This window comes from Limimaricola cinnabarinus LL-001, assembly GCF_000466965.1.
Classification (GTDB): Bacteria; Pseudomonadota; Alphaproteobacteria; order Rhodobacterales; family Rhodobacteraceae; genus Limimaricola; species Limimaricola cinnabarinus.
Window position 1 is genome coordinate 1 of sequence record NZ_BATB01000017.1, and the last position, 13,185, is coordinate 13,185.

The 13,185-nt window shown below is 65.6% G+C and carries 14 protein-coding genes and 2 pseudogenes; 10 read left to right on the top strand and 6 right to left on the bottom strand.

Annotated elements, in window-relative coordinates:
• Positions 1-30: 30 nt before the first annotated feature.
• The 3 genes and pseudogenes from mdh to MBELCI_RS07960 all read right to left on the bottom strand — a co-directional run bounded on the left by mdh (position 31) and on the right by MBELCI_RS07960 (position 2,691).
• Positions 31-992: pseudogene (gene mdh / locus MBELCI_RS07950) on the bottom strand (malate dehydrogenase).
• A 157-nt stretch (positions 993-1,149) separates the two neighbouring features.
• Positions 1,150-2,190, bottom strand: a complete 1,041-nt coding sequence (locus MBELCI_RS07955; RefSeq protein ID WP_052512694.1) for a PRC-barrel domain-containing protein — start codon at positions 2,188-2,190, stop codon at positions 1,150-1,152.
• A gap of 195 nt (positions 2,191-2,385) precedes the next feature.
• On the bottom strand, positions 2,386-2,691 hold the full coding sequence (locus MBELCI_RS07960; protein ID WP_021693679.1) for a hypothetical protein: 306 nt from the start codon (positions 2,689-2,691) through the stop codon (positions 2,386-2,388).
• A 143-nt stretch (positions 2,692-2,834) separates the two neighbouring features.
• Here MBELCI_RS07960 and MBELCI_RS07965 point away from each other — a divergent pair, with 143 nt between their 5' ends.
• The 10 genes and pseudogenes from MBELCI_RS07965 to MBELCI_RS08010 all read left to right on the top strand — a co-directional run bounded on the left by MBELCI_RS07965 (position 2,835) and on the right by MBELCI_RS08010 (position 10,251).
• Positions 2,835-3,671, top strand: a complete 837-nt coding sequence (locus tag MBELCI_RS07965) for an HpcH/HpaI aldolase/citrate lyase family protein (protein WP_021693680.1) — start codon at positions 2,835-2,837, stop codon at positions 3,669-3,671.
• Complete coding sequence (locus MBELCI_RS07970; protein WP_021693681.1) at positions 3,668-4,222, top strand: NnrU family protein; 555 nt, start codon at positions 3,668-3,670, stop codon at positions 4,220-4,222. The genes MBELCI_RS07965 and MBELCI_RS07970 overlap by 4 nt, the downstream gene beginning before the upstream one ends.
• Positions 4,219-4,422 carry a DUF1737 domain-containing protein gene (locus MBELCI_RS07975; RefSeq protein ID WP_021693682.1) on the top strand — a complete coding sequence of 68 codons (204 nt, stop codon included), beginning with the start codon at positions 4,219-4,221 and terminating at the stop codon, positions 4,420-4,422. The genes MBELCI_RS07970 and MBELCI_RS07975 overlap by 4 nt, the downstream gene beginning before the upstream one ends.
• A 267-nt stretch (positions 4,423-4,689) precedes the next feature.
• Positions 4,690-5,073: a succinate dehydrogenase, cytochrome b556 subunit gene (sdhC, locus tag MBELCI_RS07980; RefSeq protein WP_021693683.1), complete on the top strand. Its 384-nt coding sequence runs from the start codon at positions 4,690-4,692 to the stop codon at positions 5,071-5,073.
• Between the two features lie 11 nt (positions 5,074-5,084).
• Positions 5,085-5,455, top strand: a pseudogene (locus tag MBELCI_RS07985) (succinate dehydrogenase, hydrophobic membrane anchor protein).
• Between the two features lie 14 nt (positions 5,456-5,469).
• Positions 5,470-7,275: a succinate dehydrogenase flavoprotein subunit gene (gene sdhA / locus MBELCI_RS07990; RefSeq protein WP_021693685.1), complete on the top strand. Its 1,806-nt coding sequence runs from the start codon at positions 5,470-5,472 to the stop codon at positions 7,273-7,275.
• Positions 7,275-7,562, top strand: coding sequence for a hypothetical protein (locus MBELCI_RS07995; protein WP_021693686.1), 288 nt, complete (start codon positions 7,275-7,277; stop codon positions 7,560-7,562). The genes sdhA and MBELCI_RS07995 overlap by 1 nt, the downstream gene beginning before the upstream one ends.
• The gene (locus MBELCI_RS08000) at positions 7,559-8,626 is read left to right on the top strand and encodes a polysaccharide pyruvyl transferase family protein (protein ID WP_021693687.1); all 1,068 of its coding nucleotides are present in this window, start codon (positions 7,559-7,561) and stop codon (positions 8,624-8,626) included. The genes MBELCI_RS07995 and MBELCI_RS08000 overlap by 4 nt, the downstream gene beginning before the upstream one ends.
• A 3-nt stretch (positions 8,627-8,629) precedes the next feature.
• Positions 8,630-9,409 (top strand): succinate dehydrogenase iron-sulfur subunit, encoded by a 780-nt coding sequence (locus tag MBELCI_RS08005; protein WP_021693688.1) that lies wholly within the window; start codon positions 8,630-8,632, stop codon positions 9,407-9,409.
• Entirely contained in the window at positions 9,409-10,251 is an 843-nt protein-coding gene (locus MBELCI_RS08010) for an urea carboxylase-associated family protein (protein ID WP_021693689.1), read from the top strand. The genes MBELCI_RS08005 and MBELCI_RS08010 overlap by 1 nt, the downstream gene beginning before the upstream one ends.
• Here MBELCI_RS08010 and deoD read toward each other — a convergent pair.
• The 3 genes from deoD to MBELCI_RS08025 all read right to left on the bottom strand — a co-directional run bounded on the left by deoD (position 10,248) and on the right by MBELCI_RS08025 (position 12,970).
• Positions 10,248-10,952 carry a purine-nucleoside phosphorylase gene (deoD, locus tag MBELCI_RS08015; protein WP_021693690.1) on the bottom strand — a complete coding sequence of 235 codons (705 nt, stop codon included), beginning with the start codon at positions 10,950-10,952 and terminating at the stop codon, positions 10,248-10,250. The two genes, MBELCI_RS08010 and deoD, sit on opposite strands and share 4 nt — an antisense overlap.
• Before the next feature lie 57 nt (positions 10,953-11,009).
• Entirely contained in the window at positions 11,010-11,330 is a 321-nt protein-coding gene (locus tag MBELCI_RS08020) for an H-NS histone family protein (protein WP_021693691.1), read from the bottom strand.
• 95 nt (positions 11,331-11,425) lie between these two features.
• Complete coding sequence (locus MBELCI_RS08025) at positions 11,426-12,970, bottom strand: methylmalonyl-CoA mutase family protein (protein WP_021693692.1); 1,545 nt, start codon at positions 12,968-12,970, stop codon at positions 11,426-11,428.
• Positions 12,971-13,185: the final 215 nt, after the last annotated feature.

Consider the following 13,185-nt stretch of genomic DNA (forward strand, 5'->3'; position numbering starts at 1 on the left):
GCGCCCTTTTCTGAAGATTTCGAAAGCGGATCAGGAAAGACTGGAGTCGATCCCCTTGCAGGCATCGACGAGGCCGCGCACCGCGTCGACCGACTTGTCGAACATCGCCTGCTCGTCGCGGTTCATCTTGATGTCGATGACCTTCTCCACGCCACCGGCACCGATCACGGTGGGCACGCCCACATACATGCCGTTCAAGCCAAGCGCGCCGTCGACATAGGCCGCACAGGGCAGCACGCGCTTCTGATCCTTGAGATAGGCTTCGGCCATCTCGATCGCGGAGGTGGCGGGGGCGTAGAAGGCCGAACCCGTCTTGAGCAGGCCGACGATCTCGGCACCACCGTCGCGGGTGCGCTGGATGATCGCATCGAGCTTTTCCTGCGTGGTCCAGCCCATCTGCACCAGATCGGGCAGGGGGATGCCGCCGACGGTCGAGTAGCGCGCCAAAGGCACCATGGTGTCGCCGTGGCCGCCGAGCACGAAGGCGGTGACGTCCTTCATCGAGACTCCGAATTCGAGGCTGAGGAAGTGGCGGAAGCGGGCGCTATCGAGCACGCCGGCCATGCCACAGACCTTCTGGTGCGGCAGGCCCGAGAATTCGCGCAGGGCCCAGACCATCGCGTCCAGCGGGTTGGTGATGCAGATGACGAAGGCGTCGGGGGCGTGCTTGGCGATGCCCTCGCCGACGGACTTCATGACCTTGAGGTTGATGCCCAGAAGGTCGTCACGGCTCATGCCGGGCTTGCGCGGCACACCAGCGGTGACAATGCACACGTCGCGCCGGCGATGTCGGCATAGTCGTTGGTGCCCTTGAGGGTGGCGTCGAAGCCCTCGGCCGGACCGGATTCGGCGATATCCAGCGCCTTGCCCTGGGGGGTGCCTTCGGCAATGTCGAACAGCACGACATCGCCGAGTTCCTTGATCGCGGCGAGATGGGCGAGCGTGCCGCCGATCTGACCGGCGCCGATAAGGGCGATCTTGGGTCTGGCCATGAATGGCTCCTGTCGAGAATGTGTTTGCGAGGCTTTGCCTAAGCCGTGCCAGACCCTCTTGCAAGCCTGAGGCGGGTCTTGCCGAGTTGGTCACGCGATGTTTGCGCAAACGCAAACGGCCGCCCCGAGGGGCGGCCGCGTGGTGGGTGGGCGTCGGTTACTGCGCGGCGGGCACAGTTTCAGTCTCGGTTTCCATCTCGACGGCGTTGGCGTCCATCTCCTCGGCCGGTGCTTCGTATTCCGGCAGCGCCTTCAGCTCGTCTTCGGTCGCGCTGATATAGACGCGGATGTCCGAGCCGTCTTCGTTGGACAGGATCTGCAGATCCTCGAAGTTCACGGCAACCTTCTTTTCGCCGATTCCGAGGAAGCCGCCGACGCCGATCACGGCCTCGGTGATTTCGCCGCTGTCGGAAGCCACAAGGTCTTCGATGTCGCCGATATTCTCGTCATTGGCGCCATAGACGGTGGCGCCGTTGATCTCTTCGGTGCTCAGGTCGGTGACGGGGGTGGTGGTGTAGCCCTCGCGCTCGATCATGCCAGCGGTGGTCGCTGCTGGAGCGGTGGTTTCCAGCTCGGCTTCGCCCTCGGCCATCTCGGTCTCGACCTCGGTGGTCGTGGTCTCGCCGGCGGCCGGGACCGTGGCGGTATCGGTCGCCATTTCGGTCTCTTCACCCTCGGCCATGGTCGCGGTGGCAGCCGCGGTGGCGGCGGCACCGGTCTGCTCGACCATGCCTGGCTCGGCGGCTTCGCCATTGGTCATGGCGGTGTCTTCGACGGAGGCGCGCTCAAAGGCCGGAGCCGCTTCGAGAGCTTCCTGGCTGGAGTTGATCACGAGGAACCGCTCGCCGTTCTCGTCGTCATAGGTGCGGATCTGATCCATCGTGACGGCGACGTCCTTTTCGCCGATCCCAAGGAAGCCGCCAACGCCGACGATTACGGCCTGAACCGCGCCATCTTCGGAGATCACGAGGTCGTTAATCTCGCCGATATCATCCCATTCCTGTTCGGCGAAGTTGATCATATCGCCGTTGGAGCCCAGTTCCTGCTCGGAGGAATAAAGGCGCATGCCCATCAGGTTGGAGGCATAGAAGTCGTCAGCGGTGACTTCGTAGGCGCCCATGCCCATGCTATGGGATTCGGCGTAAGCGGTCGTGCCCATGACGAGCGCGGTCGCGGCTGAGGTGAGAAGAAGTTTCATTGTTCCAGACCTTTCGTCCTTCAACGGGCCCCGCATCCCCTGGCGGAGATCACCGGCCCGTGTCTGAAGGAAGAACACCCGGTCTCGGCGCCGGTTGCATGGTCCGAAGGATTTTTTTCTGCAACCGGAAGGGATGGCTGAATCTGGCGCAGTCGCCGAAGCGAAACAGGCCGAAAAAGGCCGAAATCATGGGACTCACGCCTCCGGATCGCCCGATGGCAGGGCCTCACTCAGCATCTCGAAGGCCTGTCCCGCCGCCAACAGGCAGCTTTGCCCGTCGGCACGGGTCACGAGCAGGGTCCAGCTGCCTGTGGCGTCCGAGGCGAAGACCTCGATCACCTGATTGGCCCCGTCGAGTGCGATGGCCTGACGGCTTTCGCCATAGCGTTCGGCCAGCTGCGTGACGATCATCTCATGCGTGCCGCAGCGCGGGGACGAGGCGGCGGGCAGGGCCAGCGCGCAAAGCGGCAGCGCCAGCAACATCAGTCGGGTCGGGGTCATCGCGGTCTCCTTCGGAGGGATCGGCTTGGGGCCTTGTTTCCAGACTGCCGCAGCGGCGCGAAGATGCGGTTAACGGGGCCGCCGTTGCGTCCATGCGTCCGGCGAGGCACTGTCGCGGGCATCCCCTTGTCGAAGGTCCGCCCATGCCATTCCGCTCCCTGCTTTATGTTCCGGCCTCGAACCCCCGCGCCCTGGAAAAGGCGCGCGATCTGCCTTGCGACGCGTTGATTTTCGATCTTGAGGACGCCGTCGCCCCCGCCGCCAAGGAGACGGCGCGAGAACGCCTCGGGGCTGCGCTGGCACAGGCCGGATCGCGCGGCGGGACGCGGCTGGTGCGGATCAACGCCCTCGGCTCGCCTTGGGGCGAAGCGGATCTCGCGGCGCTGGCGGCATGGGACTGTGATGGGGTGGTGGTGCCCAAGGTCGATGGTTTGGCGGATCTCGATGCGGTGGCGGCGCGCACCACGAGGCCGCTTTGGGCGATGATCGAGACTGCGCGCGGCGTTCTGGGGGCCGAGACCTGCGCGCATCCCCGGCTTGCCGGCATCATCATGGGCACCAACGATCTCGCCCGCGACCTCGGCCTGCGCGCCCGTCCCGACCGGATGCCGCTCTGGGCGGCTCTGCAGGGCACGCTGCTTGCGGCGCGGGCGCGGCAGGTGCTGGCGATCGACGGGGTATGCAACGCGCTAGACGACCCTGCGCGGCTCGGGGCCGAATGCGAACAGGGCCGCGACATGGGCTTTGACGGCAAGAGCCTGATCCACCCTGCGCAGATCGCGGCGGCCAACGCGGCCTTCGCACCGAGCGCCGAGGAGGTCGACCTCGCTCGCCGCCGCATCGCCGCCCACGAGGCGGTGATGGCGCAAGGGCAGGGGGTGGCGGTGGTCGATGGCGAGATCGTCGAGGCGCTGCATGTGCAGAGCGCCCGAGCGACGCTTGAACTGGCGCGCATCGTCGGCGAGGGAGAAACCTCATGATTCTCGTGGTGTTGGGCTTGGGTCTGTGGAGCGCGGCGCATCTGATGCCGCAACTCGCCCCGGCGCTGCATGCCCGGCTCGGACGCCGCGCGCGGCCCGTCGTGGCGATGACGGTGCTGCTCGGCCTGCTGCTGATGATTCTCGGCTATATCGGCTGGGATTCGGCGTATCACCGGACGCCTGCGGCGTGGACGCGGCATCTCAACAACCTGATGATGCTCGTCGCGGTCTATCTCTTTGCCGCCTCGGGGGCCAAGACCCGTATCGCCGTGGCACTGCGCCATCCGCAACTTCTGGCGGTGTCGCTGTGGTCGGGGGCGCATCTTTTGGCCAATGGCACATGGTCGGCATTGGTGCTGTTCGGGGGTCTCGGGCTTTGGGCGGTGATTGAGATGGCGCTGCTCGACGCGCGCATGCCGCTTACCGTGCGTCCGGCCCCCGTGACGATGGCGCGCGAACTGCGCACCGCGATCATCGCAGTGGTGGTTTTCATCCTGATCGGGCTGGTGCATGGCTGGGTCGGACCCAACCCTTTCGGAGCCATCTCATGAAGATCTACCGTTTTCTCACCGGGGACGACACTTCGGCCTTCTGTCACAAGGTCACCGAGGCGCTGTCCAAGGGCTGGGATCTCTATGGAGAGCCCAGCTATGCCTACGACTCGGCCAATGGCGTCATGCGCTGCGGGCAGGCCGTCACTAAGGAAGCGGATGTTGCCTATTCCGCCGATCTCAAGTTGGGTCAGCTCTGAGCAGGGGCGGATCGTCGCAGGATCTGGGCAGACGCGTGCGTCTGCCTAGATCAGGGACATGCCCGGGCCCCAAACATCGCCATTCCGATCTTCTTGCGTGATCACAGTTTCTAAGACTGTGATCACAGCTGGCGGATTCTCGCCCTCCGTAACGATTTTTCCACGGTTTTGGCAGTCGTCCCGGGTGACAGGCCGCCCAAAATCGCTAGGGATAAGCCAGCCGGGGCCGCCCATGCGCAGGCCCGCACGCCAGATAAGGACGACGCCATGGCCGACGTGAACCGGGGCAACCGCCCGCTTTCGCCCCATATGACGATCTACAGATGGCCGATCACCGCGATCACCTCGATCCTCACGCGGATCACCGGCAATGCCATGGTCGTGTCGGCCGCGCTGATCGTCTGGTGGTTCGCCGCCGCCGCCGCCGGGCCCGAGAGCTTTGCCACCGCCGACGGGTTCCTGCGCAGCTGGTTCGGCGATCTGGTAATGTTCTTCTCGGTGCTGGGCCTGTGGTATCACACCCTCGCGGGCATCCGGCACCTGATCTGGGACGAGGTGAAGCTTCTGGAGATCGACAAGGCCGAACTGCTCAGCCAGATCATCCTGATCGTCTCGGTCCTGCTGACCATCTTCACCGTCGTCGTACTCTGAGGGGCACCCGCATGGCTTACCTGACCGACCGCAAGCGTGCCCACGGCCTCGGGGCCTCGCACTCCGGCACCCGCCAGCACTGGCGCATGAGCATTTCCTCGGTGGCGCTCGCGATCCTGATCCCGCTCTTCGTCTTTACCTTCGGCGCCATTCTGGGCGGCACCTACGAAGAGGTGGTGATCTATTACCAGCGTCCAATCCCGGCGGCGATCGCGGTGCTGACCTTCATCGTCGGCTTCTGGCACTTCCGCGCCGGCGCGCAGATCATGATCGAGGATTACGCCCAGGCTTCACCCGCAAGGCGCTGATCATCGGTGTGACCTGTCTTTCCTATGCTCTGGCCGCGATCGGCGTTCTCGCCCTGATCCGCCTCGCCCTCTGATCGGAGACCCCTCAATGGCAGCCTACGAATACGAGACCCACGAATTCGACGTGGTGGTGGTCGGCGCCGGTGGTGCCGGTCTGCGTGCGACCCTCGGCATGGCCGAGCAGGGTCTGCGCACCGCCTGCATCTCCAAGGTCTTTCCGACCCGCAGCCACACCGTGGCCGCACAGGGTGGCATCGCCGCCTCGCTTGGCAACATGGGCCCCGACAGCTGGCAATGGCACATGTATGACACGGTGAAGGGCTCCGACTGGCTCGGCGACACCGACGCCATGGAGTACCTCGCCCGCGAGGCCCCGAAGGCGGTCTACGAGTTGGAGCATTACGGCGTGCCCTTCTCGCGCACCGAAGAGGGCAAGATCTACCAACGCCCCTTCGGCGGCCACACCACCGAATACGGCGAAGGCCCGCCGGTGCAGCGCACCTGCGCCGCCGCCGACCGGACTGGCCACGCGATCCTGCACACGCTCTACGGCCAGTCGCTCAAGCAGAAGGCCGAGTTCTACATCGAGTATTTTGCCATCGACCTGCTGATGGATGATGACGGCACCTGCCGCGGCGTCCTGGCGTGGAAGCTCGATGACGGCACGATGCATGTCTTTGCTGCCAAGACCGTGGTGCTGGCGACGGGTGGTTATGGCCGTGCCTATTTCTCCGCCACCTCGGCGCACACCTGCACCGGCGACGGCGGCGGCATGGTGGCGCGGGCAGGCCTGCCGCTACAGGACATGGAATTCGTGCAGTTCCACCCGACCGGCATCTACGGCGCGGGCTGCCTGATCACCGAAGGCGCGCGCGGTGAGGGGGGCTACCTCACCAACTCCGAGGGGGAGCGCTTCATGGAGCGCTATGCGCCGACCTACAAGGATCTCGCCTCGCGTGACGTGGTCTCGCGCTGCATGACCATGGAGATCCGCGAGGGCCGCGGCGTCGGCAAGGATGGCGACCACATCCACCTGCACCTCAACCACCTGCCGCCCGAGACCTTGGCCGAGCGTCTGCCCGGCATCTCGGAATCGGCGCGCATCTTCGCGGGCGTGGACCTCACCAAGGAGCCGATCCCGGTGCTGCCGACCGTGCATTACAACATGGGTGGCATCCCCACGAACTACTGGGGCGAGGTGCTCAACCCCACGGCCGAGAACCCCGACGCGGTGACGCCGGGCCTGATGGCGGTGGGCGAGGCGGGCTGCGCATCCGTCCATGGCGCTAACCGTCTCGGCTCCAACTCGCTGATCGACCTCGTGGTCTTCGGTCGCGCCGCGGCGATCCGGGCGCGCGAGGTGGTCGATCCCTCGACCACCGTGAAGGCCCCGGCCAAGGCGGCGATCGAAAAGGCGTTCGACCGCTTCGATGGGCTGCGCCATGCCAAGGGCGGCACCCCCACCGCCGAGCTGCGGCTCGAGATGCAGCGCAACATGCAGGCCGACGCGGCGGTGTTCCGCACCGACAAGACCCTCGCCGAGGGCATGAAGAAGATGGAGGCCACGGCGGCGAAGATGGACGACATCCATGTCACCGACCGCAGCCTCGTGTGGAACTCGGACCTGATGGAAACGCTGGAACTGGCCAACCTGATGCCCAACGCGCTGGCTACCATCACCGCCGCCGAGGCGCGCAAGGAAAGCCGTGGCGCCCATGCGCATGAGGATCATCCCGATCGCGACGACGAGATCTGGCGCAAGCATTCCCTTGCCTGGATCGACGGCAACACCGCGCGGCTCGACTATCGCCCGGTGCATCTCGACCCGCTGACCACGGCCGATGAAGGCGGCATCGATCTCAAGAAGATCGCGCCCAAGGCGCGGGTCTACTGATGCGCGCGGCGCTGCTTCTGGCGCTGCCGCTGATGGCCGGGGCCTGCACGCAGGCCCCGCTGTCGCCGCTCGACGCGGCGCGGGTTTGCGAGGAGCGGGCTCGTGCGGCCCAAGGCCCGACGGGCAATGTCAGCGTCGGCGCCAGCTCGCGCGGTGGGCTGTCATCGGGCATCTCGATCGGGGTGACCGACGACTATCTACGCGGCCGCGACCCTTTCGAGGTCTATGAGAACTGCGTCGTGGCCCGCAGCGGCCAGATGCCAGTGCGCCCGCCGAGGCTCAGGTGAACGCGGCGGCGCGGACCGATCGGGAGGCATGGCACGATGCGGGCAACGCTTCGCATCTGCGCCATGCTCACCTGATCGACACGGCTTGCGCCTCCGACAATCTCGGCGACGAGATCATCATGGACCGGTGCCGCGCCGAAATCGCGCCGCTGCTGCGCGACGCCTATGTCACGACCTCGGCCGGGCATGACGGTCTCGGACCCTCGGGCCGCCGCGCCGCTGCCGCCGCCGACATCGTACTGATGCTCGGCACCAACGCGCTCTCTGCACGGTTCCGGCTCGGCTCGGACTACATGTGGCGGATCATGCCGCGCGACCTTTCCGCGCTGCGCGGCAAAGTCGTGCTGGTGGGAGTCGGCGGCAACCGCGACTTCGACCGCGTGCACCCGCTGCAGCGCCGCCTGTTGAGGCACGTCCTTTCGGCAAGGCACCTGCATTCGGTGCGCGATCACGTGGCGCTGCGCCTGCTTGAGGAGATCGGCCTCAAAGGCGTCATGACCTCCTGTCCGACCCTGTGGTCGGCGCCGCGTGAGATCGGCGGCGAGGGGCCGGCGCGGCGCGCGGTGTTCACGCTGACCCGCCATCTCGCGCATGACACCGACGCGGATTTGCTGGCGGGACTTCGCGAGGTCTATGACGAGGTCTGGTTCTGGCCGCAGCAGCCGCGCGATCTCGCGCATTTGCGACGCCTGCCCGGTCATGAAGCAGTGCGCCTGCTGCCGCCCAACCTTGCGGCCTATGACGCCTTTCTCGCCGCCGGAGCGGTCGACGTGGTCGGCACACGGCTGCACGGCACGATCCGCGGCCTGCATCATGGTCAACGCGTCCTCGTGGTCGAGGTCGATCACCGGGCGCGCGAGATCGCCGGTCACTCGGGGCTCGCCTCCATCCGGCGCGACGAGATCGCGGCAGGCCTGCTGCCCGAGCGTCTGAACAGCGCTTGGCAGCAGACTCTGACCCTGCCTTCGGAGGCCATCTCGGCCTTCTTTGGCCAATTCGACCCAGCGTGGAGCCAGAGCCGGAAAACGGCCGCGGTTCCGACCCCCCATTTCGACAAGAGGTGACCCATGGTCCAACTGACGCTTCCCAAGAACAGCCGGATCACCCATGGCAAGACCTGGCCCAAGCCTGAGGGCGCGACCAATCTGCGCAAGGTCCAGATCTACCGTTGGAACCCCGATGACGGAAAGAACCCGCGCGTCGACACCTATTTCGTCGATGTGGACAATTGCGGGCCGATGATTCTCGACGCGCTGATCAAGATCAAGAGCGAGATCGATCCGACACTCACCTTCCGCCGGTCCTGCCGCGAAGGGATCTGCGGCTCCTGCGCGATGAGCATTGATGGCATCAACACACTGGCCTGCACCTACGGCATCGACGAGGTGAAAGGCGACATCAAGATCTACCCGCTGCCGCACATGCCGGTGGTCAAGGACCTGATCCCCGACCTGACCCATTTCTATGCCCAGCACGCGAGCATCAAGCCGTGGCTGGAGACCGAGACCAACACGCCGGCTAAGGAATGGCGCCAGTCGATCGAGGATCGGCGCAAGCTCGATGGCCTTTACGAGTGCATCATGTGCGCTTCGTGTTCGACAGCCTGCCCATCTTACTGGTGGAACGGCGATCGCTATCTCGGGCCGGCCGCGCTCCTGCATGCCTATCGCTGGATCGTCGACAGCCGCGACGAGGCCACGGGCGAGCGGCTCGATGATCTCGAGGACGAGTTCAAGCTCTACCGCTGCCACACGATCATGAACTGCGCCAAGACCTGCCCCAAGGGTCTGAACCCCGCGAAAGCGATCCAGTCGATCAAGCACATGATGGTCGAGCGGGCCGTCTGATGACACAGCCGTCCGACGCCGATGCGCGCCGGGCGGCTCCCCCGGTTCTCGTCTATCCCGACACGAGCCTGACGCCGCCGCCGATGGATCTCTACCGCCGGGCGGCGCAGAGCGCGCGGGAGGTGGCCCGGGTTACCGTGCCCCTGCGCGATGCCACCGCGATCGAGGTGCCCGCAGGCCATATCCTGCGGCTCGGCTGTCCCGAGGGGCCTCAGGTCGGCGATCTCAATCTCTTTGCCCGGGGCGATCTTTCCGAGCGCTTCTTCTCCGGCAAGACCCGCGCCCTGCACGGCACGCATGTAAGCGTGGGCGACCGCCTGTGGTCCTGTTTCCCGCATTTTCGCCCGATGGCCACGATCATCGCCGACAGCCTCGACTGGTACGGCATCGATGCCGACGGGGGATCGGTCCATGACGTGATCGGCACGCGCTGCGACCCCTATACGCATCGCCTGCTCTCGGGCGAGGATTACGACCGCTGCTGTCATTCCAACCTCACCCGCGCGCTGGCGGCGCATGAGGGGCTGTCGCTGGCCGAGGCCGAAGCGCATGTACATGACGTGCTCAATGTCTTCATGTGCACGGGCTTCACCTGGGACAGCGGGCGTTACTTCATGAAGGCGAGTCCCGTGCGGGCGGGGGACCATCTCGATCTTTTCGCCGAGATCGACCTGCTGGCGGTAATGAGCGCCTGTCCGGGCGGCGACTGCGGAGCCGGGCATTCGAGCGATCATGCCGCCTGCCATCCGCTCTCCATGACGGTGCTGCGCCTGGAGCCGCAGGCGTTGAAGGGCTGGGACAGCCCGCAGCGCAACGGCTATGCAAGCGGGCACGGCGCCTAGGCGAAGGCCGCTTCGAGGGCGATCTCGACCATGTCGCCGAAGCTGCGCTCGCGCTCCATCGCCGGCAGGTCTTCTCCGGTGACGAGGTGGTCCGATACGGTCAGCACGGCCAGAGCGCGCCGGCCGTGGCGGGCGGCCAGCGTATAGAGTTCCGCCGCCTCCATTTCCACGGCAAGGATGCCATGGCGCACCATTTGATCGTGCAGATCGGGGCGTTCGTCGTAAAACGTATCCGAGGAATAAATTCCTCCGACATGCACGGCAGTTCCCCGGCGCATGGCGGCGTCGTGAGCCGCGCGCAAAAGCCCGTAATCGGCGTGGGGCGCGTAATGGATTTCGCGCAGCATCGCGCGCGACGGGTTTCCGACGCTGGATGCCGTCACGGCGAGAATCACGTCGCGTACCACGATATCGGCCTGCATCGCGCCGCAGGAGCCGACGCGGATCAGGGTCCGCGCGTCATAGTCGCGGATCAACTCGTTGACGTAGATCGACAGCGATGGCATTCCCATGCCCGACCCTTGAATGGTCACCTCGTGACCACGCCATTTCCCGGTAAAGTCGAACATGCCGCGCACTTCGTTGATGCAGCGCGGCGCATCGAGAAAGGTCTCCGCGGCCCATTTCGCCCGAAGCGGGTCGCCGGGAAGAAGTACGGTCTGCGCGATTTCACCGGGGGCCGCGCCGATATGAGTGCTCATGCGTTGTTCGCCTGAAAAGGGTAATTGGCCGGGCAAAGTCGCCCGGCCAAAAAAGATTCAGATCTCGAAATCGGAAAGAGGACGGCCGGCGGCCTCCGCCTCGTTGATCCAGCGCGGTTTTCTGCCGCGTCCGGACCAGGTCTGGTTCGGGTCTTCGGGGTTGCGATATTTTGCGGGGTTCTTGGTCTTGGTTTTCCGGCCCTTGCTTGCGGACTCCGCAAGTTCGGCAAGAGAGAACCCGTGTTCTGCAGCGGCACGCTCGGCGGCGTCCAATGCCGCTTTACGCTCGCGCTGGGAAACGGTCGACAACGCCTCGTCGATATCCTTGCGAAGCTTTTCGAGTTCCTTGCGAGACAACTCGTGGAGATTGGTGTTCATGTAGATGTTCTTCCTGCTGAATGATCCCAGTATTGATCATTGTTCATTGCAATGATCAACAAGAAGCTGTGACCTGTCTAAAAGGGTAGGGTGGCTTAATTCGACGCGGATCTTCTTGAAATGATCAAGTTTGCCAAATCGTCAAGTAGGGCAGGGGCAGTTGTTTCGCCAATATTTCGTAGCGTCATCGAACCCGCGAATTCCTCGAAGCCAAGCCACTCCTCTCCCGATGCGATAAAGCCCAACACCGGGATCGATCCAAAGCCGGCCTTTTGCAGGTCAACCAGAATGCTCGTGGTCATTTGCGCCGATTGCGTGGAGGCCAAGCAAAAGATCAGGACATGGGGCCGTTCGCGCGAGACCGCTTGGGTTATTGTGGCAGGTGACAGGCGCGCGCCGGGATCGCGGATATCGACACCGCAATCCTTTGCCGCGCGAAAGACGGGGTGCTCGATCCAAGGGCGACCATCGAGGCCCGGGCGCACCAGCAACAGCGTGACGGGACGTGCGAGTCCCTGCGCCGCTTGTTGCAGGCGCGCCTGCGCCGGGGCCAGATCGGCTGGCGGAATCGGCTGAGCGTGGGAGACGGGCCGCGACCGGGCCGGAAGCGCGGCGGCCAGCACCGCGGCCCATTCGCCGGTCGTTACCCCCGCCTTGGCGCAGGCGACCGAAGGACCCATGACGTTGATGCCGCGTTTCGCGGCCTCGCGCAGCGCCAGCAGCGATTTCTGAACGGCGTTGCCGTCCCGCTCCTGACGCCACCGCGCAAGCGCGGCGTTCCGTTCGGGACCGGCCTCGCCAGCGGTGTCGGTGGCCGGCGAAGGGGGCGCGATTTGCAAAGGACCGTGGTCACAGGTGAACGTGCCTTCTGCCTCGCGCCACGCGAGAGCCGCGCGCAGGACATCGATTTCGGGCGGCGATATGCGGGCAAAGCCCGGACCCTTCTCGTCGGAATAGAGCACCAGATCCTCGCGCGGGGCAAACCCCGCCCCGTACCGTTCCGTGAGCAGTGCGTGCCACAGCTGCGCCAAATACGCGCCAGCTGCGCGGTGGCCGGGCGTATCGCCGGGCATGACGAACTCGATGCCTCCAGCGGCTGCAAAAAGATGCTGTGGCCTCTCCCGCCGCGACGTCGCGGCCAGCAGTGCCAGCCCCGATTGCAATGCCATCGCGAGCGGCGGCACCGGATCACCGTCCATCGGGGCCGCGACCGGCAGCCGTGCCCCGCGCATCTGCGGCAGGGCGCGCCGGCTCCATGACAGCGTGTCAGCGGCAAGATCGAGGGCCGCCTCGGCCGACCAGGCCGGGGACGCTGGGCCTTGGCAGATCCGGATTGCATCGTTGCACAGCGCACCTTGCAGCGCCGACGCCCCTTCCGGGCGCCGCTCGGCCCAAGCCGCAAGCATGGCCAGGATCCACGGGCCCGTCGCGTCCGAGGCGATCACCACCGGAACGGAAGCCTCCTTTGGCAGCAAGGCCGCGAGGTCGCCCAGATGGCTGATGGCGGGTCCGTCCCGACCCACCGCCCCCATGGCCAGCGGATGATCGGAATCGAACCCCGCGCGCGTCGGCAGATCGGGACGCAGCACGAGGGGCGTGGCATCTTCGGGTCGCCGGGGCGGGGAAGGAGGAACGGTCATGGCATCGTCCGGTTCGCATGGGCGGGCAGGCGCCTGATCCCGCAGCGCAGGTTCGGGTCGCCTTTACACGATTGTCTCTCGCATTCTGCGGTCCTTCATGATGGGCACTCGGTCCCGAGGCGTCCAGCCCGGTCGCCCCATCACGGCGCCGGGAGCACCGGCAGGGCCATCCGAAGACCCCAGGTGTGTTCCAAACGCATCGTTCCGGCGCGTGA

Excerpts from the sequence above, each read along its gene's own strand:
- MBELCI_RS07955 (WP_052512694.1), bottom strand. The coding sequence starts at position 2,190 with ATGAAACTTCTTCTCACCTCAGCCGCGACCGCGCTCGTCATGGGCACG.
- MBELCI_RS07960 (WP_021693679.1), bottom strand. The coding sequence starts at position 2,691 with ATGACCCCGACCCGACTGATGTTGCTGGCGCTGCCGCTTTGCGCGCTG.
- MBELCI_RS07965 (WP_021693680.1), top strand. The coding sequence starts at position 2,835 with ATGCCATTCCGCTCCCTGCTTTATGTTCCGGCCTCGAACCCCCGCGCC.
- MBELCI_RS07970 (WP_021693681.1), top strand. The coding sequence starts at position 3,668 with ATGATTCTCGTGGTGTTGGGCTTGGGTCTGTGGAGCGCGGCGCATCTG.
- MBELCI_RS07975 (WP_021693682.1), top strand. The coding sequence starts at position 4,219 with ATGAAGATCTACCGTTTTCTCACCGGGGACGACACTTCGGCCTTCTGT.
- sdhC (WP_021693683.1), top strand. The coding sequence starts at position 4,690 with ATGGCCGACGTGAACCGGGGCAACCGCCCGCTTTCGCCCCATATGACG.
- sdhA (WP_021693685.1), top strand. The coding sequence starts at position 5,470 with ATGGCAGCCTACGAATACGAGACCCACGAATTCGACGTGGTGGTGGTC.
- MBELCI_RS07995 (WP_021693686.1), top strand. The coding sequence starts at position 7,275 with ATGCGCGCGGCGCTGCTTCTGGCGCTGCCGCTGATGGCCGGGGCCTGC.
- MBELCI_RS08005 (WP_021693688.1), top strand. The coding sequence starts at position 8,630 with ATGGTCCAACTGACGCTTCCCAAGAACAGCCGGATCACCCATGGCAAG.
- MBELCI_RS08010 (WP_021693689.1), top strand. The coding sequence starts at position 9,409 with ATGACACAGCCGTCCGACGCCGATGCGCGCCGGGCGGCTCCCCCGGTT.
- deoD (WP_021693690.1), bottom strand. The coding sequence starts at position 10,952 with ATGAGCACTCATATCGGCGCGGCCCCCGGTGAAATCGCGCAGACCGTA.
- MBELCI_RS08020 (WP_021693691.1), bottom strand. The coding sequence starts at position 11,330 with ATGAACACCAATCTCCACGAGTTGTCTCGCAAGGAACTCGAAAAGCTT.
- MBELCI_RS08025 (WP_021693692.1), bottom strand. The coding sequence starts at position 12,970 with ATGACCGTTCCTCCTTCCCCGCCCCGGCGACCCGAAGATGCCACGCCC.